Annotated in this window: 22 protein-coding genes; 10 read left to right on the forward strand and 12 right to left on the reverse strand. The window is 66.4% G+C overall.

Annotation, left to right across the window (positions count from 1 at the left end; genetic code table 11):
- Positions 1-8: 8 nt before the first annotated feature.
- Positions 9-3320, reverse strand: coding sequence for a transglutaminase family protein (locus CLG96_RS01090; protein WP_107966766.1), 3312 nt, complete (start codon positions 3318-3320; stop codon positions 9-11).
- Positions 3321-3408: 88 nt separating this feature from the next.
- Here CLG96_RS01090 and pdxH point away from each other — a divergent pair, with 88 nt between their 5' ends.
- Positions 3409-3987 (forward strand): pyridoxamine 5'-phosphate oxidase, encoded by a 579-nt coding sequence (pdxH, locus tag CLG96_RS01095; protein WP_107966767.1) that lies wholly within the window; start codon positions 3409-3411, stop codon positions 3985-3987.
- On the forward strand, positions 3984-4775 hold the full coding sequence (locus CLG96_RS01100; protein ID WP_107966013.1) for a PhzF family phenazine biosynthesis protein: 792 nt from the start codon (positions 3984-3986) through the stop codon (positions 4773-4775). The genes pdxH and CLG96_RS01100 overlap by 4 nt, the downstream gene beginning before the upstream one ends.
- A gap of 51 nt (positions 4776-4826) precedes the next feature.
- Here the strand turns inward: CLG96_RS01100 and mnmA are convergent, their stop codons facing one another.
- The gene (gene mnmA, locus CLG96_RS01105) at positions 4827-5930 is read right to left on the reverse strand and encodes a tRNA 2-thiouridine(34) synthase MnmA (RefSeq protein ID WP_107966014.1); all 1104 of its coding nucleotides are present in this window, start codon (positions 5928-5930) and stop codon (positions 4827-4829) included.
- A 109-nt stretch (positions 5931-6039) separates the two neighbouring features.
- Between mnmA and CLG96_RS01110 the strand changes: the two genes are divergently transcribed.
- The 3 genes from CLG96_RS01110 to CLG96_RS01120 all read left to right on the forward strand — a co-directional run bounded on the left by CLG96_RS01110 (position 6040) and on the right by CLG96_RS01120 (position 7170).
- On the forward strand, positions 6040-6300 hold the full coding sequence (locus CLG96_RS01110; protein ID WP_107966015.1) for a hypothetical protein: 261 nt from the start codon (positions 6040-6042) through the stop codon (positions 6298-6300).
- A 150-nt stretch (positions 6301-6450) separates the two neighbouring features.
- A complete protein-coding gene (gene sciP, locus CLG96_RS01115; protein ID WP_107966016.1) occupies positions 6451-6750 on the forward strand; it encodes a CtrA inhibitor SciP in 300 nt (99 codons plus the stop codon).
- A 150-nt stretch (positions 6751-6900) separates the two neighbouring features.
- Positions 6901-7170, forward strand: coding sequence for a GlsB/YeaQ/YmgE family stress response membrane protein (locus CLG96_RS01120; RefSeq protein WP_107966017.1), 270 nt, complete (start codon positions 6901-6903; stop codon positions 7168-7170).
- 143 nt (positions 7171-7313) lie between these two features.
- Here the strand turns inward: CLG96_RS01120 and CLG96_RS01125 are convergent, their stop codons facing one another.
- Positions 7314-8042, reverse strand: coding sequence for an SIMPL domain-containing protein (locus tag CLG96_RS01125; protein WP_107966018.1), 729 nt, complete (start codon positions 8040-8042; stop codon positions 7314-7316).
- Positions 8043-8254: 212 nt separating this feature from the next.
- Between CLG96_RS01125 and CLG96_RS01130 the strand changes: the two genes are divergently transcribed.
- The 3 genes from CLG96_RS01130 (at position 8255) to CLG96_RS01140 (ending at position 13932) form a co-directional block, all read left to right on the forward strand.
- Positions 8255-9427 carry an efflux RND transporter periplasmic adaptor subunit gene (locus CLG96_RS01130; RefSeq protein ID WP_107966019.1) on the forward strand — a complete coding sequence of 391 codons (1173 nt, stop codon included), beginning with the start codon at positions 8255-8257 and terminating at the stop codon, positions 9425-9427.
- Between the two features lie 11 nt (positions 9428-9438).
- On the forward strand, positions 9439-12513 hold the full coding sequence (locus CLG96_RS01135) for an efflux RND transporter permease subunit (RefSeq protein ID WP_107966020.1): 3075 nt from the start codon (positions 9439-9441) through the stop codon (positions 12511-12513).
- A gap of 153 nt (positions 12514-12666) precedes the next feature.
- Complete coding sequence (locus CLG96_RS01140; protein ID WP_423828176.1) at positions 12667-13932, forward strand: DUF445 domain-containing protein; 1266 nt, start codon at positions 12667-12669, stop codon at positions 13930-13932.
- 131 nt (positions 13933-14063) lie between these two features.
- Here the strand turns inward: CLG96_RS01140 and murA are convergent, their stop codons facing one another.
- The 4 genes from murA to CLG96_RS01160 all read right to left on the reverse strand — a co-directional run bounded on the left by murA (position 14064) and on the right by CLG96_RS01160 (position 18796).
- Positions 14064-15347, reverse strand: coding sequence for a UDP-N-acetylglucosamine 1-carboxyvinyltransferase (gene murA, locus CLG96_RS01145; protein WP_107966021.1), 1284 nt, complete (start codon positions 15345-15347; stop codon positions 14064-14066).
- 314 nt (positions 15348-15661) lie between these two features.
- On the reverse strand, positions 15662-15988 hold the full coding sequence (gene clpS / locus CLG96_RS01150) for an ATP-dependent Clp protease adapter ClpS (protein WP_107966769.1): 327 nt from the start codon (positions 15986-15988) through the stop codon (positions 15662-15664).
- Positions 15989-16150: 162 nt separating this feature from the next.
- The gene (locus CLG96_RS19045; protein ID WP_243395556.1) at positions 16151-16603 is read right to left on the reverse strand and encodes a phasin family protein; all 453 of its coding nucleotides are present in this window, start codon (positions 16601-16603) and stop codon (positions 16151-16153) included.
- 378 nt (positions 16604-16981) lie between these two features.
- Complete coding sequence (locus CLG96_RS01160; RefSeq protein ID WP_107966023.1) at positions 16982-18796, reverse strand: PHA/PHB synthase family protein; 1815 nt, start codon at positions 18794-18796, stop codon at positions 16982-16984.
- 174 nt (positions 18797-18970) lie between these two features.
- Between CLG96_RS01160 and CLG96_RS01165 the strand changes: the two genes are divergently transcribed.
- Positions 18971-20182: an LL-diaminopimelate aminotransferase gene (locus tag CLG96_RS01165; protein WP_107966024.1), complete on the forward strand. Its 1212-nt coding sequence runs from the start codon at positions 18971-18973 to the stop codon at positions 20180-20182.
- An 80-nt stretch (positions 20183-20262) separates the two neighbouring features.
- On the opposite strand, the gene CLG96_RS01170 is transcribed toward CLG96_RS01165, so the two are convergent.
- Positions 20263-20532, reverse strand: coding sequence for a hypothetical protein (locus CLG96_RS01170; RefSeq protein ID WP_133175312.1), 270 nt, complete (start codon positions 20530-20532; stop codon positions 20263-20265).
- A gap of 224 nt (positions 20533-20756) precedes the next feature.
- On the opposite strand from CLG96_RS01170, the gene CLG96_RS01175 reads away from it, so the two are divergent.
- Positions 20757-21221 (forward strand): DUF2721 domain-containing protein, encoded by a 465-nt coding sequence (locus tag CLG96_RS01175; protein WP_107966026.1) that lies wholly within the window; start codon positions 20757-20759, stop codon positions 21219-21221.
- A gap of 301 nt (positions 21222-21522) precedes the next feature.
- On the opposite strand, the gene CLG96_RS01180 is transcribed toward CLG96_RS01175, so the two are convergent.
- The 4 genes from CLG96_RS01180 to CLG96_RS01195 form a co-directional block, all read right to left on the reverse strand.
- Positions 21523-21798 carry a DUF3175 domain-containing protein gene (locus tag CLG96_RS01180; protein WP_107966027.1) on the reverse strand — a complete coding sequence of 92 codons (276 nt, stop codon included), beginning with the start codon at positions 21796-21798 and terminating at the stop codon, positions 21523-21525.
- Positions 21799-21804: 6 nt separating this feature from the next.
- A complete protein-coding gene (locus CLG96_RS01185) occupies positions 21805-21954 on the reverse strand; it encodes a hypothetical protein (RefSeq protein ID WP_107966028.1) in 150 nt (49 codons plus the stop codon).
- Between the two features lie 59 nt (positions 21955-22013).
- Positions 22014-22550: a hypothetical protein gene (locus CLG96_RS01190; RefSeq protein ID WP_107966770.1), complete on the reverse strand. Its 537-nt coding sequence runs from the start codon at positions 22548-22550 to the stop codon at positions 22014-22016.
- 67 nt (positions 22551-22617) lie between these two features.
- The gene (locus tag CLG96_RS01195) at positions 22618-23313 is read right to left on the reverse strand and encodes a 2OG-Fe(II) oxygenase (protein ID WP_107966029.1); all 696 of its coding nucleotides are present in this window, start codon (positions 23311-23313) and stop codon (positions 22618-22620) included.
- Positions 23314-23366 lie beyond the last annotated feature (53 nt).

Below are 23366 nucleotides of genomic sequence, written 5' to 3' on the forward strand. Positions count from 1 at the left end.
CACCGGTATCAGCGCGGCGGAGGCGTGCGCAGATCGAGCGTCATCGGAAATTCCGCGCTACGCTCCTCCGCCGGCATCGCCACCACGCCCGGCGTATGGCCATGATCCTGGAAACGCGCCCTGCGCCGCGCCTCCGCCTCATAATCGTTGATCGGCACCATATCGTAATTGCGCCCGCCCGGATGGCCGACATGATAGACGCAGCCGCCGAGCGAGCGGCCGTTCCAGCGGTCGAGCAGATCGAAGGTGAGCGGCGCATCCACGGGCAGGCGCGGATGGAGGCAATTGGCCGGCGCCCAGGCCTTGAAGCGCACGCCGCCCACCGCCTCGCCGGGCACGCCCGTCGGCGCCATCGGCACGGCGCGGCCGTTGACCGCCACCACATGCCGCCCCGGGATCAGGCCGGACGCCTTCACCTGCAGCCGCTCGGTCGAGCTGTCGACATAGCGCACCGTGCCGCCGATCGCACCCGTTTCGCCCAGCACATGCCAGGGCTCGAGCGCATGGGAGATTTCCAGCCGCACGCCGCCCGCCACCACCTCGCCATGGACGGGGAAGCGGAACTGGCGCTGCGCCTCGAACCAGGCGGGATCGAAATCATAGCCCGCCGCCCTGAGGTCCGCGAGCACGTCCAGAAAATCGGCCCAGACGAAATGCGGCAGCAGGAAACGGTCGTGGAGCGTCGTGCCCCAGCGCACCAGCCCGCCCGTCTGCGGCTCGCGCCAGAACCAGGCGGTGAGCGCGCGAATCAGCAATTGCTGGGCGAGGCTCATCTTCGCGTCGGGCGGCATCTCGAAGCCCCGAAACTCGACCAGGCCAAGCCGCCCGGTCGGCCCGTCGGGCGAGAAGAGCTTGTCGATGCAGATTTCCGTGCGGTGCGTATTGCCCGTCACGTCCACCAGCAGGTTGCGGAACAGCCGATCGACCAGCCAGGGCGGCGGCATCTCCCCATCGCCTGGCCTCGGCACCTGCGCCAGTGCGATTTCCAGCTCGTAGAGCCCGTCATGCCGCGCCTCGTCGATGCGTGGCGCCTGGCTGGTCGGGCCGATGAACAGGCCGGAGAAGAGGTAGCTGAGCGAGGGATGGCGCTGCCAGTAGAGGACAAAGCTCTTGAGCAGGTCCGGCCGCCGGATGAAGGGCGAATCGTTCACCGAACGGCCACCCAGCACCAGATGATTGCCCCCGCCCGTGCCGATCGCGCGCCCGTCCACCATGAACTTGTCGGCAGTCAGCCCGCATTCGCGCGCCATGTCGTAAAGGCTGGTGGTGATGTCCACCGTCTCGGCCCAGCTCGCCGCGGGCTGGACATTCACCTCGATCACGCCGGGATCGGGCGTCACCTTCAGCACCTGCAGCCGGGGATCGGGCGGCGGAGCATAGCCCTCGATCCGCACGGGAATGCGCGTCCGCTCCGCCGTCGCCTCGATCTCGGCGATCAGCTCCAGATAATCCTCAAGCGTTTCGACCGGCGGGATGAATATGGCGAGATGATCCCCGCGCGGCTCGACGGTGAGCGCGGTGCGCACCGCCCCCTCGATCATCTGCTGCTCGGCCCTGCCCTGCGGCGCTTGCCCTCCCGCCGCCACCGCCTCCGCCCGCTGCGCGCGGAAATCGGGCAGCGGCTCGCGCGGCTCGCTCATGTCGCGAACGTGGAGATAGGGATAGTCGGCCGGCGGCACATAGGGCAGCGAGCTCAGCGGCAGGCGATAGCCCAGCGCCGAATCGCCCGGCACGAGGAACAGCTTGCCGCGCCGCACCCGCCAGCGTTCCGAACGCCAGCCGCGCCTCGGCACAGGGGCCTGATGCGTCTGCCAGCGCTGGATCGGAAGGACATAGCCGACCGGACGCGACAGCCCCCGCTCGAACACCTTCACCATCCGTGCCCGCGCCTCGGGATCGTCGATCCGGGGATCGGTCGGATCGCTATTGTCGGGAAGGGCCGCCTCCTTCACCGCCCATTCCAGCCCATCCTCATAGGCGGGCTGGACATTGTCGCCACCGACGCCCAGCCCCTCGGCCACGCCTTCCAGAAATTGCTGCGCCAGCGCCGGATCGATCGCCTCGCTCTCCGCCCGGTCCGGCGCGATCAGCGAAAGGTCGCGCCAGATGGGCACGCCATCGAGCCGCCAGTAGAGCGAATAGCCCCAGCGCGGCAGGCTCTCGCCCGGATACCATTTGCCCTGGCCGTGATGGAGCAGCCCGCCCGGCGCGAATTTGTCGCGCATCCTGCGGATCAGCCGATCGGCATAGGCGGCCTTGGTCGGCCCCACCGCGTCGCCATTCCATTCCGGCGCGTCCAGATCGTCCGCCGCGACAAAGGTAGGCTCGCCCCCGGTGGTGAGCCGCACATCCTGCGCCAGCAGATCGGCATCCACCTTCTCGCCCAGCGCCTCGAGCGCCTGCCAGCGCGCCTCGGTGAAGGGCTTGGTGATGCGCACTGCCTCGGCGATGCGCTGCACATCCATGGCGAAATCGAAATCGACATGTGCCGGCTCCATCAGCGCGCCCTGAATCGGCGTTGCGGAGCGATAATGCGGCGTGGCGGCAAGCGGGATATGACCCTCGCCCGCGAACATGCCCGATGTCGGATCGAGGCCGATCCAACCCGCGCCGGGCACGAACACTTCCGTCCAGGCATGGAGGTCGGTCACGTCCTGCGACACGCCCCTGGGCCCCTCCACCGGCACCACGTCGGGGGTCAGCTGGATCGAATAGCCCGATACGAAGCGCGCCGCGAAGCCCAGCCGGCGGAGCAGATGGACGAGCAACCAGGCGCTGTCGCGGCAGCTTCCCGTGCCGATCTCCAGCGTCTCCTCGGGCGCCTGCACGCCCGCCTCCATGCGGATAACATAGCCGACCCGCTGATTGAGCGCGCGGTTGAGATCGACCAGAAAGTCGATCGTCCGTTCCTTCACATCCGCGAAGCGCGCGAGGAATTTCTCGAACAGCGGGCCCTGCGGCTCGGTCTCGAAATAGGCGGAGAGATCGGCGGCGAGGTCCGGCGCATAGGTGAAGGGCCGATGCTCGGCATAATCCTCGACGAAGAAGTCGAACGGATTGATCACCACCAGATCCGCGATCAGATCGACAGTGATGCGGAACTCGGCCGTCTTCTCCGGAAATACGATCCGCGCCAGCCAGTTGCCGTGCGGATCCTGCTGCCAGTTGATGAAGTGATTTTCGGGAAAGATGCGCAGCGAATAATTGTTCACCGCCGTGCGGCTGTGCGCCGCCGGTCTCAGCCGGATGACCTGCGGCCCGAGCGTGACCGGCCGGTCATAGCGATAGGAGGTGACGTGGTGGAGCGCTGCCTGGATCATCACCTTTCCTTGCACCATAGCTGCCGGGGCAGCGCAATATTTACGCAAAGAATATCCTCCTCGCGCCACCGGCGTTATGATCGGTGGGATGACGGACGATCCTTTTGCCCTGTTCGAACGCTGGCTGGCCGATGCGAAAGCCATGGAACCCAATGATCCCAATGCGATGGCCGTGGCGACGGTGGGCGCGGACGGCCAGCCCGCAGTCCGCATGGTGCTGCTCAAGGGCCATGATCAGCGCGGTTTCGTCTTCTATACCAATCTCGAAAGCCGCAAGGCGGGCGAACTGATGGCCAATCCCAGGGCGGCTTTGCTGTTCCACTGGAAGTCGCTGCGCCGTCAGGTGCGCATCGAAGGGCCCGTCTCGGGCGTCACCGATGCCGAAGCCGACGCCTATTTCGCGACGCGCGCGCGCGATTCGCAGCTCGGCGCCTGGGCATCGGACCAGTCCCGCCCGCTCGATGCGCGCGCCACGTTCGAGGCGCGCTTCGCCGAGGTGGCGGAGCGTTATCGGGGCGGGCCGGTGCCGCGCCCGCCGCATTGGTCGGGCTTCCGCGTGGTGCCCGAGCGGATCGAATTCTGGCAGGACCGCCCCCATCGCCTGCACGAGCGCCGGCTGTTCACGCGCAACGGGGGGAACTGGCACGAAGGATATCTCTACCCATGACCGAATTGCGCTTCGTCCAAGTCGATGCCTTTGCGGACCGCCCCTTCGCCGGCAATCCGGCCGCGGTGATGCCGCTCGATCGCTGGCTCGACGACGATCTGCTCCAGGCGATCGCCGGGGAGAACAACCTCGCCGAAACGGCCTTCCTCGTGCCCACCACCGGCGGCAATGCCGATTATGAGCTGCGCTGGTTCACGCCGACGACCGAGGTGGCGCTATGCGGCCATGCGACGCTCGCCAGCGGCCATGTGATGCTGGGCGATCTGCCGCAGCGCGACGCGATTCATTTCCGCACGAGCAAGGCGGGCGTGCTGACGGTGGCGCGCGCCGGAAAGGGCTATGCGCTCGATCTGCCCGCCTGGGCGCCCTCCCCCCGCCCGCTGCCCGATGCGGTCGCCGCGGTCGGCGGGCGACCGCTCGAGACGCTGTGGCGCGAGGGCTATTCCGTGCTGGTCTATGCCAGCGAGGCGGAGGTGCGCGCGCTGGCCCCCGATTTCGCGGCGCTGCGGTCCCAGGGCGATATACTTTACATCGCTACCGCCCCCGGACGCGACACCGCCATCGTCAGCCGTGCCTTCGCGCCGGGCGCCGGGATTGACGAGGATCCGGTGACGGGATCGGCCCATTCGGTGATCGTGCCCTATTGGGCCGAACGGCTAGGCCGCGAAAGCTTCACCGCCTTCCAGGCGAGCCGGCGCGGCGGACGGCTGAGCTGCCGGCTGGCGGGCGACCGTGTCGTCCTCGGCGGATCCTGTGTCACCGTGATCGAGGGCCGCTTCCGCCTTTGACCGAATCGCCGCTCGGGCTGAGCCTGTCGAAGCCTGTATCGAGCCCGGGGCTCAGGCGGCCAGCGCGGCGGACATCGTCTCCTCGATCCAGCCGCCGCCGAGCAGCCGGTCGCCGGCATAGAGCACCGCCGCCTGCCCCGGCGCCACGCCATATTCGGGCATGTCGAAGATAACGATATCGCCCTCGAACCGCGCCGGCACGGGCTTGGCCAGCGAGCGGACCTTGGCGGTGACGGGCCCCTTATAGGCGCCGCCGATCCAGTTCACGTCGGACAGCCGCGCGGCGCCGACCGCCAGCGCCCGCTTCGGCCCCACCACGAGCCGCCGCGCCTCCGGCTCGACGCGCACCACATAGAGCGGCTCGGGGCTGCCGCCGATCTCGATGCCGCGCCGCTGGCCGATGGTGAAATGGATGAGGCCCCTGTGCCGACCGAGCACGCGGCCTTCCAGATCGACGATATCGCCCGGCTCGCCCGCCTCGGGGCGGAGCTTGCGGACGATCTTGGCATAATCGCCGTCGGGCACGAAGCATATATCCTGGCTGTCGGGCTTGGCGGCCACGCCCAGTCCGATCTCGGCCGCGATCTCGCGCACGCGCGGCTTGGGCAGGCCGCCCAGCGGGAAGCGCAGATAATCGAGCTGCGCCTGCGTCGTCGCGAACAGGAAATAGCTCTGGTCGCGCGCCGGATCGGCGGCGCGGTGCAGCTCCGTCCCCTCCGCGCCGATCATCCGGCGGACATAATGGCCGGTGGCGAGGCAGTCGGCGCCCAGATCGCGCGCAATGCCGAACAGGTCGGTGAACTTCACCCCCTGATTGCAGCGGACGCAGGGAATGGGCGTGCGGCCGGCGGCATATTCGTCCGCAAAGCCCTGGATCACGGAATCCCGAAAGGCCGTCTCATAATCGAACACATAATGGGCGATGCCGAGCCGGTCCGCGACCGCGCGCGCGTCGCGAATATCCTGCCCGGCGCAGCAGCTTCCCGTGCGGCCGACCGCCGCGCCATGATCATAGAGCTGCAGCGTGACGCCGATCACCTCTGCGCCCGAACGTTGGGCGAGCGCCGCCACCACCGAACTATCGACCCCGCCCGACATGGCGACGACGATCCGGCTGTCCTTCAACGGGCGATCGAGCTGGAAATCCGCATCCATCGCCGCCCTTTAGCGCCGCCCGCGCCGGCTTGCAAAAAACAGCCCTAAAAGTTCCGCCGTCCCGGTCGTCATCCTCCACAGCACGGGATCGAAATCGGGAGCAGCCGCGATGGGACCGGACAGGATCAAACCTGCGCATGCCGAGCGGCTGCCGCTCGATTTCACGCTGCTCGGCGCCACGCTCGCCGCACGAACCGCCTCCAGCGCCACCGCCCGGGCGCATGCCCGGATCGAGCAGGCAGGCCGTCAGCATGGCACATATTATGCGCTCGCCGGGCTGTTGCGCGGCCATGGGGCCATCGACGCTGCCGCATCGCTCGGCGGCAGTTTCCACCCGTTCGTCGCTCATTCGTCGCGCGCGCGGCCATGATGAGGCAGGATGTACGGCGCCGACGCAGGGGTCGCGCCCAAGCGTCATCCGAAATTTTACCTTCCGGTTTTAGGCTTCCTTCAACGTCTTCCCGGCAATGGATGGCGCGGCGGAAGCGCCGGTCGAAAAGACCATGTTCTGAGGATTTGAATGATCGAGAAGCAGAAGTTACGACCCGCACAGGTGATAGGTCCGCTCGGCGAGCCGCTGACGCTGGACACGCTGCCGCCGCCCGACACGACCCGCTGGGTGGTGCGGCGCAAGGCGGAAGTGGTCGCCGCCGTCGCGGGCGGGCTGCTGACGTTCGACGAAGTATGCGAGCGCTATGGCCTTACGCTGGAGGAATTCGCCTCCTGGCAGCGCGCGATCGAACGGTCCGGCATGCCGGGGCTCCGGGTGACGCGCATCCAGCATTATCGGTCGCTCTACACGCGCCAGCAGAAATACTGAAGGAAATCACGAGGAAAGGCCGTTTCGATCCTCCTGCGACACCCCCGCGACCGACGAGCGGAGGAACCACATCATTGCCTGCGCGTATCAACGATCGGACCGTCGCAGGTGTGCAACTGCCCACCGGCGGCGTTGCAGGAGGACTGAATCATGACGTGGCTCATCATCATCGTCGTAGGTGGAATACTTGGCTGGCTCGCCAGCATCGTGATGCGCACCGATGCCCAGCAGGGGATCGTTCTGAATGTCGTCGTCGGTATCATCGGCGCAATCCTGGGCGGAATCTTGCTCTCGGGCCTGATCGGCGGCGCCTCGATCACCACCGGCACGTTCGACATCCGCTCGCTGCTCGTGTCGTTCCTCGGCGCGGTTATCCTGCTCGCGATCGTCAATCTTTTCCGCCGCGGTCGCGTTCGCTGAATTTCGTTGCGTAGGCGTATCGAGTTGTAGCGTAAGTTTAAGCGTGGAATAGCTTGTGCGTATCATGGGCCGCCCCGGCCTCACCGGGGCGGCCCATTTTCCTCACCGGGAAGCGCCATGCCGACGAAAGCGCGTCCGGCGGATCACTGCAGTTCGAACGTCACCATGACGGAAACGGACAGCGTCTGCTCTCCCGGCTCGATCGCTGTGTCGGCCGCCTCCATGCGCGCCTTGGCCGCCATCGGCATGGGACGCGGCGGCGGCATGACGGCTCCCTGCTCGCTGATCGCGATGATCCGGCGGACGCTGAGGCCGGCGGCTTTGGCGTAAAGCTCCGCGCGCGCGCGCGCCTTGGCGACGGCGGCGGCACGCGCCTCGTCCAGCGCGGCCTCCGGCTTGTCGACGACCAGCTCGGGCCCGTTGATCTGGTTCGCACCTGCGGCCACCAGCGCATCCAATATCGCGCCCGACTTCCTCACGTCGCGAAAGCGCACATTCACCTGATTCGACGCCTGGTAGCCGGTCAGGATCGGCGGCCGATTCTCACCATAGCGATATTGCGGACTGAGGTTGATCGAGGCCGTCCTTATGTCGCGATCGGCCACGCCCGCCTTGCGCAGCGCGGCAATGGTCGCGGCCATGCGGCTGGCATTTTCGGCCATGGCGGCGCTTGCGGTGGGCGCCTGCGTCACCACGCCCGCGCTGATGACGGCCACGTCCGGCACGCGCGTCACCTCCCCTTCCGCGACGATGTCGAGCCGCGTCCCCGACAGCGTAGGCACCGGCGTGACGGCGGGCATCTGCGCGGCGGCCAGCGCCGGCACGAGCGCGGACAGGGCGAGCGCGGCCATCAGAGCGGGGGCTTTTTTCATCGCTTCATCTCCATGAAAGAACGCTTCGACGCATGATTCGCCGTGGCCGCGCTTTGGGAGTCCGGGCCTGCACCTGTGCTGAACGGCCGCATTTTGCCCGAAAGGCGCATGCGGATATCATCCGCTTGAGGCTGGTGGCTTATTGATGTAACACACAGCTGGAGGGGACGGCGACTGGGGGTCATGCCGTCAGGATCAGGATCTTGCGCGTGATGAATATCGAAAGCGGAATCGTCGCCGACACGGCCGAGTTCGACCTGCCGACCGAAGATACGCGGCGCGCACGCCGCCGCCGGCGCATCATCATCGCCGTGGGCCTGGTCGTAGTGACGCTGCTGCTCGCCTATTTCCTCTTCGGCCGCGGGGGGCAGAAGCCGACCGCGCCGGCCGTGAACATACCGCGCGTCACCGTGATCGTGCCCGGCCGCCAGCCGGTGGCCAACATCATCTCGGCCACCGGTAATCTCGCCGCCCGGCGCGAAATGCCCGTGGGCGTGGTCGGCGAAGGCGGCATGGTGACGCAGGTGCTGGTCGAACCCGGCGACTGGGTGGCCGCGGGCCAGACGCTTGCCGTGATCGAACGGTCGGTGCAGGTGCAGCAGGCCAATTCGCTCGCCGCCTCGATCTCGGTCGCGCGCGCCGATGCCGCGCTCGCTCAGGCGGAACTCGACCGGGCGCGCCAGCTCGTCGAGCGCGGCTTCATCTCCAAGGCGGATATCGATCGCAGGACCGCGACACGCGACGCCGCCAACGCCCGCGTCGCCGTCGCCCAGGCACAGCTTGGCGAGCAGCGCGCCCGCATCGGCCGGCTCGATATCCGCGCGCCCGCCGCAGGCCTCGTCCTCACCCGCGCGGTCGAGCCGGGCCAGGTGGTGAATCCATCCAACGGCGCGCTCTTCCGGCTCGCCAAGGGCGGCGAGATGGAGCTGCTCGCCCGCCTGCCCGAAGCGGATCTGACGCGCCTTACGGTCGGCGTGCCGGCCGAGGTGACGCCCGTCGGCACCAGCCTCAATTTCCACGGCCAAATCTGGCAGCTCTCCCCGGTGATCGATCCGCAGACGCGCCAGGGCGTCGCGCGCATCGCGCTCGGCTTCGACAAGGCGCTGCGCCCCGGCGGCTTCGCGGCAACGCGGATCATGGGCGGCTCGGTCGATGCACCGCTGCTGCCGCAATCGGCGGTCATGGGCGATGCCAAGGGCAATTATGTCTATGTGGTCGGCACGGATGACAAGGTCGTCCGGCGCGACATCAGCATCGGCGACGTCTCCGATACGGGCGTCAGCATCGTCAAGGGGCTGAACGGCAGCGAGCGCGTCGTCCTTTCGGCCGGCGCCTTCCTGAACCCGGGGGACAAGGTCGTGCCCGAACTCCAGGCCGCCCGCTAGGAGCACGCAGGATGAACTTCCGCAACATCTCCGCCTGGTCGATCCGCAATCCGGTTCCGCCGATCGTCCTGTTCGTTGCGCTCACGCTGGCGGGCATCGTTTCCTTCATGCGGATGGACGTGAACCAGAATCCGGACGTCAGCTTCCCCGCCGCGAACATCAGCGTCAGCCAGCCGGGCGCAGCACCCAGCGAAATGGAAACGCAGGTCACGCAGCGGATCGAGGCTGCGGTACGCGGCATCAGCGGCGTCGACGAGATCAACTCGTTCGTGAACGAAGGCAATTCGCGGACCTTCGTCCAATTCTCGATCGGAACGCCGGTCGATCGCGCGGTGAACGACGTGCGCGACGCGGTGTCGCAGATCCGCAGCGAGCTTCCCGACGGCATTCTCGAGCCGGTGGTGACGCGCGTCGACGTCGATGGCGATTCGATCGCCTATTTCTCGGTCGAAGCGGTCGACATGACGCTCGAGCAGTTGAGCTGGTATGTCGACAATGATGTCGCCAAGCGGCTGCTGACCATCTCCGGCACGGCTTCGATCGATCGCGGCGGCGGCGTCAGCCGCGAGATCCGGGTGATCCTCGATCCCGCCAAGATGCAGGCGCAGGGGGTGACGGCCGCGCAGGTCAATGCGCAGCTCCGCCAGACCAATCTCAATGCCGCAGGCGGCCGCGCCGAAATTGCGGGCGCCGAACAGTCGGTCCGCATTCTTGGTAATGCCGACGACGCCTATTCGCTGGGCGAAAAGCAGATTTCGGTCGGCAATGGCCGCACCGTGAAGCTCTCCGACATCGCCACGGTGCGCGACGCCTATGCCGAGCAGCGCAGCATCGCCAAGATGAACGGCCGTCAGGTGCTCAATTTCGGCATCAACAAGGCCAAGGGCTATTCGGACGTCACCATTTATAAGGAGACGCTCAAGGCCCTGAAAAAGCTGGAGAAGGAAAATCCCAAGATCCACTTCACCCAGCTCTTCACCAGCGTTGACTACACCGAGATGCAATATGAGTCCGCGATCCATGCGATGATCGAGGGCGCGGTACTTGCCGTGCTGGTGGTGTTCGTCTTCCTGCGCGACTGGCGCGCGACGCTGATCTCCGCGATCGCCATCCCGCTTTCCGCGATCCCGACCTTCTGGATCATGGACCTGATGAACTTCACGCTGAACGGCTTGAGCCTGCTCGCGCTCAGCCTCGTTGCGGGCGTGCTGGTGGACGATGCGATCGTCGAGATCGAGAATATCGTGCGCCACATGCGGATGGGCAAATCCGCCTTCCAGGCCTCGATCGATGCCGCCGACGAGATCGGCCTCGCGGTGGTCGCGACGACCTTCGCGATCGTCGCCGTGTTCCTGCCGGTCGGCCTGATGCCGGGCCTTTCCGGCCAATTCTTCAAGCAATTCGGCCTCACCATCGTGGCCTCCGTGCTGATGAGCCTTGCGGTGGCGCGGCTCATCACCCCGATGATCGCCGCTTATTGCCTCAAGGCGCATGGCCATGCCGAACATGGCGGCGGCTGGCTGATGGACGGCTATATGGCGGTGCTGCGCTGGACGCTCCGGAATCGCTGGAAGACGATGGGCATCGGCCTGCTTTCCTTCGTGGCGACGATCTTTGCCTTCGCCACCCTGCCCTTCACCTTCATGCCCACGCTCAACACCGATTACAGTCAGGTCCGCATCCAGATGGTGCCGGGGTCCACCCTGGCGCAGACGGAGGCGGTGGCCGACGAGGCGGCCCGCATCCTGCGCGAAGCGCCCGAGGTGGAGTCCGCGCTGGAGGATATCGATGTCGGCTCGGCGCGCATCTTCATCACGCTCGACAAGAATCGGCAGCGGACCAGCACCGAATTCGAACGCGCGATGGCGCCCAGGCTGCGCGACATCGCCGATGCGCGCGTCACCTTCCAGTCGCAGACCGGCGGCGGTGGGCGCGACATCACCATCATGCTCGCCGGCGACGATCCAGTGAAGCTCCAGGCGGGCGCGCAGTCGGTCGTGGAGGCGATGAAGGGTCTGCCCAACATCCGCGCTCCGCGAATCGACGGCGATCTCGCCCGGCCGGAAATCACGATCAAGCCTCGCTTCGATCTTGCCGCTGATCTGGGTGTCACGACCGCGGCGCTCAGCCAGACGATCCGTATCGCGACGCTCGGCGATATCGACCAGAATGTCGCCAAATTCTCGCTGACCGATCGCCAGATCCCGATCCGGGTGGCGATCGACGAAAATTCGCGCCGCAGCCTCGCGACGATCCAGAACCTGCCCGTGCCGACCATCAGCGGCGGCTCCGTGCCGCTCAAGGTGGTGGCGGATATCGGCTTCGGCGAAGGCCCGTCGCAGCTCCGCCGCTACAACCAGACGCGCCGCCTGGTGATCGGCGCCGATCTCGCCTCCGGCGCGATCAGCGGCGAGGAGATGAAGAAGGTGCTGGCGCTGCCCGCCTTCAAGAATCTGCCCCAGGGCATCGAGCGGGTGCAGTTTGGCGACAGCAAGTTCCAGGCCGAAATGGTCACCAACTTCATGATCGCGCTCATCTCGGGCATCTTCATGGTCTTCGCGGTGCTGGTGCTGCTCTATAAGCGGGTGATGCCGCCCTTCGTGAACATGGGTTCGCTGCTGCTGGCGCCGCTGGGCGGCGCGGTGGCGCTCCATCTCACGGGCATGCCCATCTCGATCTCGGTGCTGATCGGCCTGCTCATGCTGCTCGGCATCGTCGCCAAAAATTCGATCCTGCTGGTCGATTTCGCGATCGAGGAGATGGGCCGCGGCCGGTCCAAGACGCAGGCCATATTGGAAGCTGGGCACAAGCGCGCCCAGCCGATCGTGATGACCACCGTGGCGATGGTGGCGGGCATGGTGCCCATCGCGCTCTCGATCACGGGCGATGGCAGCTTCCGCGCGCCCATGGCGATCACCGTGATCGGCGGCCTGATCCTCTCGACGCTGCTTACCCTGCTGATCGTGCCGGCGGCGTTCAGCCTGGCCGACGGGTTCGAAAAGCGGATCGGCCCGCGCCTCTCCCGCTGGCTCACCAATGGCGGCGAGCGCGGCCATGGCGCGCGGCTTCCCCAGCCGGCGGAATAGGCGCCCGCTCTCTCGCGGGCAGAATGAACCAAAAGGCGCGACGGCGATTGTTTCGGGGACCATGCCGTCCGCCTTTCATTCCCTCCCCCGCCCGTCGGGCGCCACCGATCCCGGCCTTCGCCCGATCGGCACTTTGTTGCTACGAGGGCGGACATGAATTTCGTCGCCCGCACCCGACAGGATCGCTTCAACCCCGCCCAGCGTGGCATGCGCGGCATGCATGCGGTGGCGACCGGGCTGCTGGTGGCGATGGCCGGCCTCTATGCGCTGGCCTCCTCGTTCGAACGTCCGGGCAATATCTGGGGCTTCGTCCGTGCCTTTGCCGAGGCGGCGATGGTCGGCGGGCTGGCGGACTGGTTCGCGGTCACGGCGCTGTTCCGTCACCCGCTTGGCTTGCCCATACCGCATACCGCGATCATCCCCCGCAACAAGGATCGGATCGGCGACAATCTCGCCTCCTTCCTGCGCGACAATTTCCTGACCTCCTCGGTCGTCGCGCGCCGCATGTCCGGGCTGGATGTGGCGAGCGCGCTCGGCCGCATCCTCGCCGCGCCCCCGCGCGACGGCCGGCTGCGGTCCGGCGGATCGAAGCTCGCCGTGACCATATTGGAAGCGCTGGACGACGAGCAGTTGGGCACGCTCGCCAAGTCCGCCGCCGCCGGCCGGCTGCGCGCACTGGAAATCTCGCCTGTCATGGGACAGATGCTCACGACCATGATCGCGGAGGGGCGGCACCGCCCGATCATCGACGCCGCAATCCTCTGGGCCGGCCGCACGCTGGAGGCCAATGAGCCGATCCTCCGCCGCATGATCCATGATCGGGCAGGCGCGATCCTGCGCTGGACGGGACTGGACGAGACGCTGTCCAATGCGATCCTCGACGGCCTGTCGAAGATGCTGGGCGAGATGATCGAGACTCCGGATCATCCGCTGCGCGCCAAGGCCGAGGAAGGGCTGGCCAAGCTCGCGCATGACCTTCAGCATGATCCGGAGATGCGCGCCCGGGTCGAGCGGCTGAAGCTCGAGGCGCTCGCCAATCCCGCGATCACCGGCTGGCTCGACCGCATGTGGCAGAGCCTGCGCGAGGCGCTGATCCGCGCCGCGCGCGATCCGGCCCGCGCCGTCTCGGGCGGCTTCGGCGAGGCGCTGCGCCAGCTGGGCGACACGCTCCAGAAGGAGCCGCGCCTCAAGCTGCCGGTCAACCGCTTCACGCGCCGCGTCACGGTCGGCGCAGTTGCCGCTTATGGCGACGACATCGTCAAGCTGGTGTCGGAAACGATTCGCGGCTGGAACGCGCAGACCATCACCGGCCGGCTGGAAGCCGCGGTCGGGCGCGATCTGCAATATATCCGCATCAACGGCACGATGGTCGGCGGCCTCGTCGGCCTCGCCATCCACATGATCGAGGTGCTTCTATAAGGCGTTCAACCGTCGCCCCCTGTGCGGGGATAAGGGGATCAGAGCCTCCTCCGCGGAGACCGCGCCCAGCCTGAGCGCGGTGTTCCAAGGCCGGCGGAAAAGGCTCCAGCTACGCCAGAACGAGCCCCGCCTCAGCCCTCGGACGTGCGCTCGATATCCGCGCCCACGGCGGAAAGCTTTTCCTCCAGCCGCTCATAACCGCGATCGAGATGGTAGATGCGGCTGACCACCGTTTCCCCTTCGGCGGCGAGACCGGCGAGGATCAGGCTCATCGAAGCGCGCAGGTCCGTCGCCATCACGGGCGCGCCGACCAGCCGCTCCACGCCGCGCACCACGGCGGTGCGGCCATGCACCTTTATGTCCGCGCCCATGCGCAGCAGTTCGGGCACATGCATGTAGCGATTCTCGAAGATCGTCTCGGTCAGCACGCTCGCCCCATCCGCCAACGCCAGCATCGCCATGAACTGCGCCTGCATGTCAGTGGGAAAGCCCGGGAAAGGCGCGGTCGAAAGCGTGAGCGCGGAAAGCCGCCCGTCCGCCACGACGCGCACGCCATCCTGCGTCTGGACGATGGCAAGGCCGGCATCGGCGAGGCCCGAGGCGATCGCCTCCATATCCGCCATGCGCGCGCCGACCAGTTCCAGATCGCCCCCCGTAATCCCGGCGGCGCAGGCATAGCTGCCCGCCTCGATCCGGTCGGGCATCACTTCATAGCTGGCGCCGTGAAGCGCGCTCTTGCCCTGGATGATCAGCCGCTCGGTGCCGATGCCGTCAATCTCGGCGCCCATGGCGACGAGGCAACGGCAGAGATCGGTAATCTCCGGCTCGCGCGCGGCATTGTCGATCACCGTCTCGCCCTTGGCCAGCACGGCCGCCATCAGCGCATTTTCGGTGGCACCCACCGAGACCAGCGGAAAGACGATCCGCCCGCCGACCAGCCCACCCTTGGGCGCGATCGCCTTCACATAGCCGGCGGCGATCTCGATCTCCGCGCCCAATGCCTCCAGCGCCTTCAGATGCAGGTCGATCGGGCGATTGCCGATCGCGCAGCCGCCCGGCAGCGATACGGTCGCCTCGCCCCCGCGGGCGACCAGCGGGCCGAGCACCAGGATCGAGGCGCGCATCTTGCGCACGATATCATAGGGCGCGACGGTCGAGGTCAGCGTTTCGGCATGGAGCGTCATCGCCCGGCCGAACGCATCCGGCCGCGATCCCGCCACCGTCGTCGAGACGCCCAGCCCGTTCAGCAGATGGCCGAAGCTGTCGACATCCGCCAAGCGCGGCAGATTTTCGAGCGTCAGCGGCTCGGCCGTGAGCAGCGCGCAGGGCAGCAGGGTGAGCGCGGCATTCTTCGCGCCCGAGATCGGAACGCGACCGGCGAGGCGGCGGCCGCCGCGGATGATGATCCTGTCCATCAGCCGCCTTTATCGCCTCCTTGCCGCGACGCAAGCATTCCCCGCATTGCGGGATGAAGCAAGGCGCCCCGATCGTCATTCCGGCGGAGCCGTCCGCCCCCTCCCGTGCCGACTTGTCGAAGCGCCGGAGCCTTCCTCCTGCCTCCTTCCACCCAGCCGCGCTCAGCCTGAGCGCGGTGATTCAGCACGATGGTGCGATGCAGCGAAAATCGGATCGACCATGAGGCGGACGGCACCGATCACGCGGCCGCCCGAGGCGAAACCAATAAAAGATGTGATGGATCAGGCCGTGATGCGGATAGGATCGCGGGCCGCTACGCCTTTTCGAGCGTGCACTGAAGCGGATGCTGATTCTGTCGGGCGAAGTCGGTGACTTGGCTGACCTTGGTCTCGGCCACCTCATAGCTGAATATGCCGCAGACGCCGACGCCCTTCTGATGCACGTGCAGCATCACCCGTGTCGCATCCTCGATATTCATTCGGAAGAAGCGCTGGAGGCAGAGGACGACAAACTCCATCGGCGTATAATCGTCGTTCAGCATCAGCACCTTGTAGGGCGAGGGCTTTTTGGTGCGCGTACGCGTGCGCGTGACGACGCCCAGCCCGGTGCCGTCCTCCTCGCCATCCTTTCGGGTGGCCATCGCATGAATATCAAGATCAGCGCTCAGCATCGTCTCGCTCGCCGGTGGAACGCACAGAATATGGCAATGCGAGGGTGAGGAGCAAGCCCCCGTCCGGCCCCGAAGACGCGAACGGCCGCCCTCCAGGGGAGAGCGGCCGCGTCGCAATCCGGCGCGTCAGCCTCAGAGGGCGACGGTCTTGATCTTCTCCGCCGCGACCGCATAGCGGCTCGACAGCGGCTGGACGACTTCGCCGACCAGCTTCAGCCAGGATTCGCTGAACTTGGAAGCCTCGGCAACGGCGCTGTCGAAGGAGGATTTGGCGAAATCGCTCTGGAGCTGGAACAGCTCGGTGGGCGACTTGACCGAAGCGAAGCTCTTGAACGCGGTGGTCGCGGTCTCGAAGCTCTTCTTGCTATAATCGGCCGCTTCCTGCGCAAGCTGCTCGGTGCCCTTCGCCGCGACGCGGGCGGAGGCGACGAGCGCCTCGACATTGCCCTTGGTCAGGTCGGCGAATTCCTCGCCCAGCTTGGTGCTCTTCTCGAATGCGCTCTTGGCCCGCTCGTTCAGATCACCGAACAGCGCCTGAACCTTCTCGGCGGCGGCTTTCGGGGTGGCGGGAGCGACGGTAGCCATATCGATTGTTCCTTTCAGATCCGGTTTTTGGGGCTCAGGGGCAGCGGAGGACGATGTGGCCGAGGCGCTCTCCGCAAGCGGCGCTTCGACTGGTGGGGCCGAAGGAATAGCCTTCGCCTTCCTGGGCATAGCGGTCTCGCCCTTGGAACGCGGCTTGACCGGCTTGACATCGGGTAACGGACCTGGGGCCGATATGGCCGGCTTAGCCGTCCGTGGCTTCACCGACGAAACGCCAGGCAGCTTCTCAGGCCTCGTATCGGTCAACGAACGCTCCTTGTAACGATGCACCGCCATGTTGCATTGCACAATAAGCAATTCGCCCGCTTATTTCAATGGGATTATTTGTGCAGTGCAGCGAAAATGGCGGCTTTTGGTAGGCTAGCGACTACGTACGTAGCTTCCCGGGGCCTCCTCCAGGGGGGGCAGCTTGCCCCCGCCAGGAATGCGGGCGCCGGTCGCTTCGACCGTGCCGCCGGACCGTTCGCCGATCCAGTTGCGCCAGTCGGGCCACCAACTGCCCTTCGTTTCGACTGCGCCCGCGATGAAATCTTCGAGCGACGAAAATGTTCCCGGATTGGTCCAATATTGATAGCGATTCTTTGCGGGAGGGTTGATTACCCCGGCAATATGGCCCGACCCCGCAAGGACGAAGCGGATCGGTCCCTTGAGATGCTGGGTCAACTTCCACACGCTTTCCGGTGGCGCGATATGATCCTCGCGGCCGGCCTCGACATAGGCCGGCGTCTCGACCCGGCCGAGATCGATCGGCGTTCCCGCGATATTCAGCGCGCCGGCCTCCACCAGCCGGTTGCCGCGATAGAAATCCTCCAAATAGGCGCGATGCCATTTGGCCGGCAGGTTGGTGACGTCGCTGTTCCAATGGAGCAGATCGAAGGGCACATAATCCTGCCCCAGCAGATAGTTATTGACGACATAGTTCCAGATCAGGTCGCGCCCGCGCAGCAGGTTGAAGGTCGCCGCCATATAGCGCCCGTCGAGATAGCCGGTGTTGGCCGAAAGCTTCTCGATCAGCTTCAACTGCTCGTCGGTCACGAACAGCGAAAGATCGCCCGCCTCGGTGAAATCGACCTGCGCGGTGAAGAAGGTGGCGCTGGCGACCTTCGCCGCCTGCCCCGTCGCAGCAAGCCAGGCGAGCGTCATGGCGAGCGTCGTTCCCGCCACGCAATAGCCGATGGTGTGAACCGCGGGCACGTCGAGCAGGTCGCGCACCAGATCGATCGCCTCGGCCTGGCCGCGCAGCACATAATCCTCCATCGTCGTCTCGGCCATCGTCTCGTCGGCCGATTTCCACGAGAGGACGAACACGGTGAGCCCCTGCTCCACCGCCCAGCGGATGAAGCTGTTCTCAGGCTTGAGATCGAGAATGTAAAAGCGGTTGATCCAGGGCGGGAAGATGAGGAGCGGCACGTCCAGCACCTTGTCCGTCATCGGCTCATATTGGATCAGCTGATAGAGCGGCGTCTCGTGGATCACCTTGCCCGGCGTGGTGGCGATGTTGACGCCCAGTTCGAAGGCGGTGCGATCGCCCTGGGTGAGCTGGCCGCGGCGCAGGTCGGCGAGCATATATTCCAGGCCGCGCAGCAGATTCTCGCCGCGCGTCTCAAACATCTTCTCCAGCACCAGCGGGTTGGTCGCGGCGAAATTGGCCGGGCTCATCGCCTCGACGAAGGTCTTGGTGGCGAAACGGATCTGCTCCTTCTGGCGCCGGTCGACATCCTCCAGCTCCTCGACGCCCTTCATCAGATGATCGGCGATCATCAGATAGGTCTGGCGGATCAGGTCGAACAGCGGATGCTCGCGCCATTGCGGGGCGGAAAAGCGCTTATCCTTGTCGGCGGCGATGGCGAAGGCGGAATTGGCCGCATCCTGCCCCTTGGCGAGGAAGCCCTGCCACAGGTTCAGGCTTTCCGCCCAAAATTCGCTCTGCGCGCGCGCGATCGCGGCCGGATCGGGCAGCGGCAAGGTCGCCGATCCGGGCAGCGCCGGGCCGGGCATCTCGCTCACCAGCGCGCCGATCGGCTCCTGCGTCTTGCCGCCGGTCATGGCGGCGGCCTCGGCGGCATGTTCCAGCATCATCTGCTGCGCGCGCCCGATCACACCCGTCCAGTGTTGAAGGTCCCTGAGCGTCGAACCCATATCCGCGCTTTCGCGCCCGTCCTGTCCATCGGCCATCGGCCATCCTCTCTTTATTCGCGCCGGCCCCTGCCAATCGGGCCGTAGCCGGCTTATAAGGCACGCCGTCTGCGGGATTCCGTCAAGGGCCGCCCGTCGACGAAGATGGGCGACTCGTCGCCCCCCGCACAAGAGGTCAATCTCACAGGCCAAAGCGTAAAGTTGAGGAAAGTCATGACCGAGGATTTCTACCGCATCCGCCGCCTGCCGCCCTATGTCATCGCCGAAGTGAACGCGATGCGCGCGGCCGCGCGAGCGCGGGGCGAGGACATCATCGATCTCGGCATGGGCAATCCCGATCTGCCGCCGCCGCCGCATGTGATCGCCAAGCTGGCCGAGGTCGCCGCCAAGCCCGATGCGCATGGTTATTCCGCGTCCCGGGGCATTCCCGGGCTGCGCCGCGCGCAGGCGGGCTATTATCAGCGCCGCTTCGGGGTCGATCTCGATCCCGAGACGGAGGTGGTAGTGACGCTCGGCTCGAAGGAGGGGCTCGCCAATCTCGCCCAAGCGATCACCGCACCGGGCGACGTGGTGCTGGCGCCCAATCCCAGCTATCCGATCCATACGTTCGGCTTCATCATCGCCGGCGCCACGATCCGCTCGATCCCGACCACGCCGGACGACCGCTTCTTCGATTCGCTCGAACGCGCGGTGAAGTTCACCGTGCCGAAGCCGAGCGTGATGGTGATCGGCTATCCTTCCAATCCCACCGCGGATGTCGCCGATCTCGCTTTCTACGAGAAGGTCGTCGCCTTCGCGAAGGAGCATCAGATCTGGGTGCTGTCGGATCTCGCTTATTCGGAAATCTATTTCGATGACGTGCCGACGCCGTCCATCCTGCAGGTGCCGGGCGCCAAGGATGTGGCGGTGGAATTCACCTCAATGTCCAAAACCTATTCGATGGCGGGCTGGCGGATGGGCTTCGCGGTCGGCAACAAGACGCTGATCGCGGCGCTGACGCGGGTGAAATCCTATCTCGATTATGGCGCCTTCACGCCGATCCAGGCGGCAGCCTGCGCGGCGATCAATGGGCCGCAGGATATCGTCGAGCAGAACAGGCAGCTCTACAAGCGCCGCCGCGACGTGCTGGTGGAAAGCTTCGCGCGCGCCGGATGGGAGATTCCCAGCCCCCGCGCCTCGATGTTCTGCTGGGCGCCGCTGCCGCCAGCGCTGGCGCATCTCGGCAGCCTGGAATTTTCCAAGCAGCTCCTCACCCATGCGCAGGTCGCGGTCGCGCCCGGCGTCGGCTATGGCGAGGAGGGCGAAGGCTTCGTCCGCATCGCGATGGTCGAGAATGAGCATCGCATTCGCCAGGCGGCGCGCAATGTGAAGCGCTATCTGCAAAGCATGGGCGTCAATTCCGCCCAGGCCCAGAAAGCGGGCTGATCCGCCAGCCGGCAGGACCGGACACGAAAAAGGGCGCCGTCGCGAGACGGCGCCCTTTCCTTATTCCAGGCTGGATTGGCTTAGCGCGCGGCGTACTGCGCGTCGCCGACGACGGCGCGGCTGAAGCTCACGCGCTGGCCGCCGACGAGGCCGGACACGCGATTGCCATGCACGCGCAGCGAGAAACGCTGGCCGGTCGTCTCGTTCCGGCCGTTGATCAGCGTCACGTCGTCGCGGGTCGTCATGTCATAGGTGAAGTCATAGCCATCGCGCGAAAAAGCTCCGCTTTCCGCCGCGGCCGGGGCAGCCATCACCAGCGCCAGGCCGGCGAATGCGAACAAATTCTTCATCTCTTTGCTCCCTTCATCACGCCGCCAGGTCCTCATTTATTGTGCGATGCACCATGCAAGGGGATTTTCCGGGTGACAAATGAAAGCTGCGCTGGCTTGGTTGCAGTTTCCGGAATTCTCGGCACGCAACCGGCCATGCATGATTCGCAATCGGCGGAACGGCCCTTTCGGACAGACAATGAAGCGGCTTGACGCACCCCGAGCTCCGCCGCATCGGGAGCGCCATGGCCAACCCCTCCACCGTCGCCGATCTCGCCCATACGATCCAACTCGCGGTGGCGCCGGTATTCCTGCTCACCGGCATCGGCGCCTTCCTCAACATGCTCACCGGGCGGCTTGCCCGGGTGGTCGATCGGGCGCGCAAGATCGAGGCGGCCTTCACGCCGCCGGATCATCCCCGCCATGCCCAGCAGGTGCTGGAGCTGCGCCTGCTCGACCGGCGGATCCGGGTGGTCAACACCGCCATATTCCTGTGCACGTCGAGCGCGGTCGCGGTGTGCATGACGATCGCCGGCCTGTTCGTCTCCAGCCTGTTCGGCCTGGGCTTCACCCAGACGATGGCGATCGTGTTCGTGCTGGCGATGCTGCTGCTGATCGTGGGGCTGGTGCTGTTCCTGATCGAAGTCCGCATGGCCGTCGCCGCGATCCGCGTGCGGGACGAGCTTCTGGAGCGGAACGAACGGCGCTGAACGCCTCCGAAAACAGGAAGGCCAGAAAAAAAGAAGGATCGCCGGAACTCACGCCCCGGCGATCCCCCTTACATGGTCAGCGGCCGGAAGTGCCGGCCCGGAAGACCCTGGCGCTGTTAGAAGCGCGTCTCCCGAACGGACTGAACCGACCCCCAAGCTGAACCATGAGACATCGGATCACCTCCTTTCGCTATGTTGATGAGCATCGCTAACATGAGTCATCAGGACTCGCTGCACAAGCCTTGAATGTAGATATTTTTCGGCCCAGACTCTTCCGCCGCCGCGCTCCGGCCACAGGCCGTCATTCCCGCCCGAAGGCCCTGCGCAATTCCGCCTTCGCCGCTTCCAGCCGGGCCCTGCGCTCGGCCGGCAAATTGCGCCCCGCCCGATTGATGTAGAAGCTCAGCATCGACATGGCCGATCGGAACGGCGTGGCCTTGCGCCGCGCGCTCCGCTCGGCGGACCGCTTGAGCGAGCGGGCGATTTCCGCCGGATCGTCGAGCGCGAAGACATGATCCTCCAGGTCGAGTGCGTTCGACCGTTCGGTCACCTGCCGGGACCATCTGCGCGCTGCCATGGCCGATCAGTGCCGCTTGAAATAATGTATGTCGCGCTCATGCTTCTCAGCCGCCGCCCTGGTCGCGAAGGTGCCGAGATTGCGGCGCTTGCCGGTCTTTTCGTCGGCTTTGCGCGAATAGAGCCGGTACTGGCCGGATTTGAGCTTGCGGATCATTGCCCTTGCTCCTGCTGCCCGCCCGCTATGAAAAAACGGATAGGCGGCGGGCAGGGTTCCTATTTGCGGCAGTCCTCGATCGTCCGCGCCGGCTCCGCCCAGGCCGGAAGCACGAGCAACGGCAGGCCATCGCCCGCCACCGTGAAGCGCCCCCGGCTGAAGGCGATCTTGTCGAGGAAAGGATCGTTCGCGCGCGCGACCGCGCCGATATAGGGCACGGGCCCCGGCACCGGCTGCGCCTGCCAGCGCGTCGCGCCATAGGAGGTGGTGATCGTCATCGCCCCGCCCCGCGTGCCCGGGCGGGACAGGGTTAACGTGCGCGTCGCCCCGTCACAGCGCAGGATGAAATCGGCCTGCGCGGCGGACCGGCCGAACAGGGCCGACGATCCCCGCGCATCCGCGACATAGGCCCATTTGCCCGGGGTCAGCGGGATGTCGCTCCACGCCACTGCGGGTTGCGGCATGGGCGCGGCGGGCGGAGCCGGCGTCGCGGATGGCGGAGCAGGCGGCGGTGGCGCGGGCGGCGTCGCGCAGGCGGCGAGCAAAACCAGCGCCGCCATCGGCAGACATTTGAATCGCTTGGCGATATCTCTCATGACAGCCTTGATGAGCGAAGCGGCGCGCCGGGGAAAGCCCCGATCGTCGTGTCGCGGCAACGGCCCGTCAGAGCGCATCGTGGAAGATGATGCCGAGCGTGAAGCGCGATCCCGAGCGCAGCCGGCTCACCCCATGGCGCATCTGCACCCGGCTCCAGCCGCGCGGGCCCCGCACCGGCCGTTCGCGTACCGGGAAGAGCACCGCATCGCCCTGCCCCAGGGCCACCACCTCGGGGCGCGACTGCTGGCGCGGCCGCTGCTCGCTCAGCACGAACTCGCCGCCCTCGAAATCCTCGCCCGGCCGCGACAGCAGGATCGCAAGCTGAAGCGGAAAGACATGCTCGCCATAAAGATCCTGGTGCAGCGCGTTCCAGTCGCCCGGGCCATAGCGCAGCAAGAGCGGCGTCGGCCGCGCCTGGCCCGCGGCATGGCAGCGCGCGAGATAATCGCCATGCGCCTCCGGATAGCGCTCCTCCCGTCCCAGAAGCTCCGCCCAGCGATTGGCGATCGTAGCGAGTGGCGGATAGAGCGCGCTGCGCAGCGCCTGCACGGGAGCGGGCAGCTCATAGGCGAAATAGCGATAATCGCCACTGCCATAGCCATGCCGGGCCATCGAGACATGTTTGCGGAAGCGGCCCTCCTCCTCCCACAGCCCGATGATCGCGGCGCACTCCGCCGAGCCGAGCAGGCCGGGCAGCACAGCGGCGCCATAGGAGTCGAGATCGGATGCGGCTTGCGTCCAGTCGATCGGGGAAAGGCTCATGTCCCTTCCCTAATCCCGTGCGCGCGCCCACGCATCCCCCGCCTTGCTCTCAA

Source organism: Sphingomonas oleivorans, from assembly GCF_003050615.1.
Lineage (GTDB): Bacteria > Pseudomonadota > Alphaproteobacteria > Sphingomonadales > Sphingomonadaceae > Sphingomonas_H > Sphingomonas_H oleivorans.

What these genes read in the sequence shown, in the direction of transcription:
- CLG96_RS01170 (WP_133175312.1), bottom strand. Translation starts at nt 20,532, where the DNA reads ATGAAGAATTTGTTCGCATTCGCCGGCCTGGCGCTGGTGATGGCTGCC.
- CLG96_RS01135 (WP_107966020.1), top strand. Translation starts at nt 9,439, where the DNA reads ATGAACTTCCGCAACATCTCCGCCTGGTCGATCCGCAATCCGGTTCCG.
- CLG96_RS01110 (WP_107966015.1), top strand. Translation starts at nt 6,040, where the DNA reads ATGGGACCGGACAGGATCAAACCTGCGCATGCCGAGCGGCTGCCGCTC.
- CLG96_RS01140 (WP_423828176.1), top strand. Translation starts at nt 12,667, where the DNA reads ATGAATTTCGTCGCCCGCACCCGACAGGATCGCTTCAACCCCGCCCAG.
- mnmA (WP_107966014.1), bottom strand. Translation starts at nt 5,930, where the DNA reads ATGGATGCGGATTTCCAGCTCGATCGCCCGTTGAAGGACAGCCGGATC.
- murA (WP_107966021.1), bottom strand. Translation starts at nt 15,347, where the DNA reads ATGGACAGGATCATCATCCGCGGCGGCCGCCGCCTCGCCGGTCGCGTT.
- CLG96_RS01175 (WP_107966026.1), top strand. Translation starts at nt 20,757, where the DNA reads ATGGCCAACCCCTCCACCGTCGCCGATCTCGCCCATACGATCCAACTC.
- CLG96_RS01125 (WP_107966018.1), bottom strand. Translation starts at nt 8,042, where the DNA reads ATGAAAAAAGCCCCCGCTCTGATGGCCGCGCTCGCCCTGTCCGCGCTC.
- CLG96_RS01120 (WP_107966017.1), top strand. Translation starts at nt 6,901, where the DNA reads ATGACGTGGCTCATCATCATCGTCGTAGGTGGAATACTTGGCTGGCTC.
- pdxH (WP_107966767.1), top strand. Translation starts at nt 3,409, where the DNA reads ATGACGGACGATCCTTTTGCCCTGTTCGAACGCTGGCTGGCCGATGCG.
- CLG96_RS19045 (WP_243395556.1), bottom strand. Translation starts at nt 16,603, where the DNA reads ATGGCTACCGTCGCTCCCGCCACCCCGAAAGCCGCCGCCGAGAAGGTT.
- CLG96_RS01190 (WP_107966770.1), bottom strand. Translation starts at nt 22,550, where the DNA reads ATGAGAGATATCGCCAAGCGATTCAAATGTCTGCCGATGGCGGCGCTG.
- CLG96_RS01180 (WP_107966027.1), bottom strand. Translation starts at nt 21,798, where the DNA reads ATGGCAGCGCGCAGATGGTCCCGGCAGGTGACCGAACGGTCGAACGCA.
- CLG96_RS01090 (WP_107966766.1), bottom strand. Translation starts at nt 3,320, where the DNA reads ATGATCCAGGCAGCGCTCCACCACGTCACCTCCTATCGCTATGACCGG.
- CLG96_RS01130 (WP_107966019.1), top strand. Translation starts at nt 8,255, where the DNA reads ATGAATATCGAAAGCGGAATCGTCGCCGACACGGCCGAGTTCGACCTG.
- CLG96_RS01160 (WP_107966023.1), bottom strand. Translation starts at nt 18,796, where the DNA reads ATGGCCGATGGACAGGACGGGCGCGAAAGCGCGGATATGGGTTCGACG.
- CLG96_RS01185 (WP_107966028.1), bottom strand. Translation starts at nt 21,954, where the DNA reads ATGATCCGCAAGCTCAAATCCGGCCAGTACCGGCTCTATTCGCGCAAA.
- CLG96_RS01100 (WP_107966013.1), top strand. Translation starts at nt 3,984, where the DNA reads ATGACCGAATTGCGCTTCGTCCAAGTCGATGCCTTTGCGGACCGCCCC.
- CLG96_RS01195 (WP_107966029.1), bottom strand. Translation starts at nt 23,313, where the DNA reads ATGAGCCTTTCCCCGATCGACTGGACGCAAGCCGCATCCGATCTCGAC.
- CLG96_RS01165 (WP_107966024.1), top strand. Translation starts at nt 18,971, where the DNA reads ATGACCGAGGATTTCTACCGCATCCGCCGCCTGCCGCCCTATGTCATC.
- clpS (WP_107966769.1), bottom strand. Translation starts at nt 15,988, where the DNA reads ATGGCCACCCGAAAGGATGGCGAGGAGGACGGCACCGGGCTGGGCGTC.
- sciP (WP_107966016.1), top strand. Translation starts at nt 6,451, where the DNA reads ATGATCGAGAAGCAGAAGTTACGACCCGCACAGGTGATAGGTCCGCTC.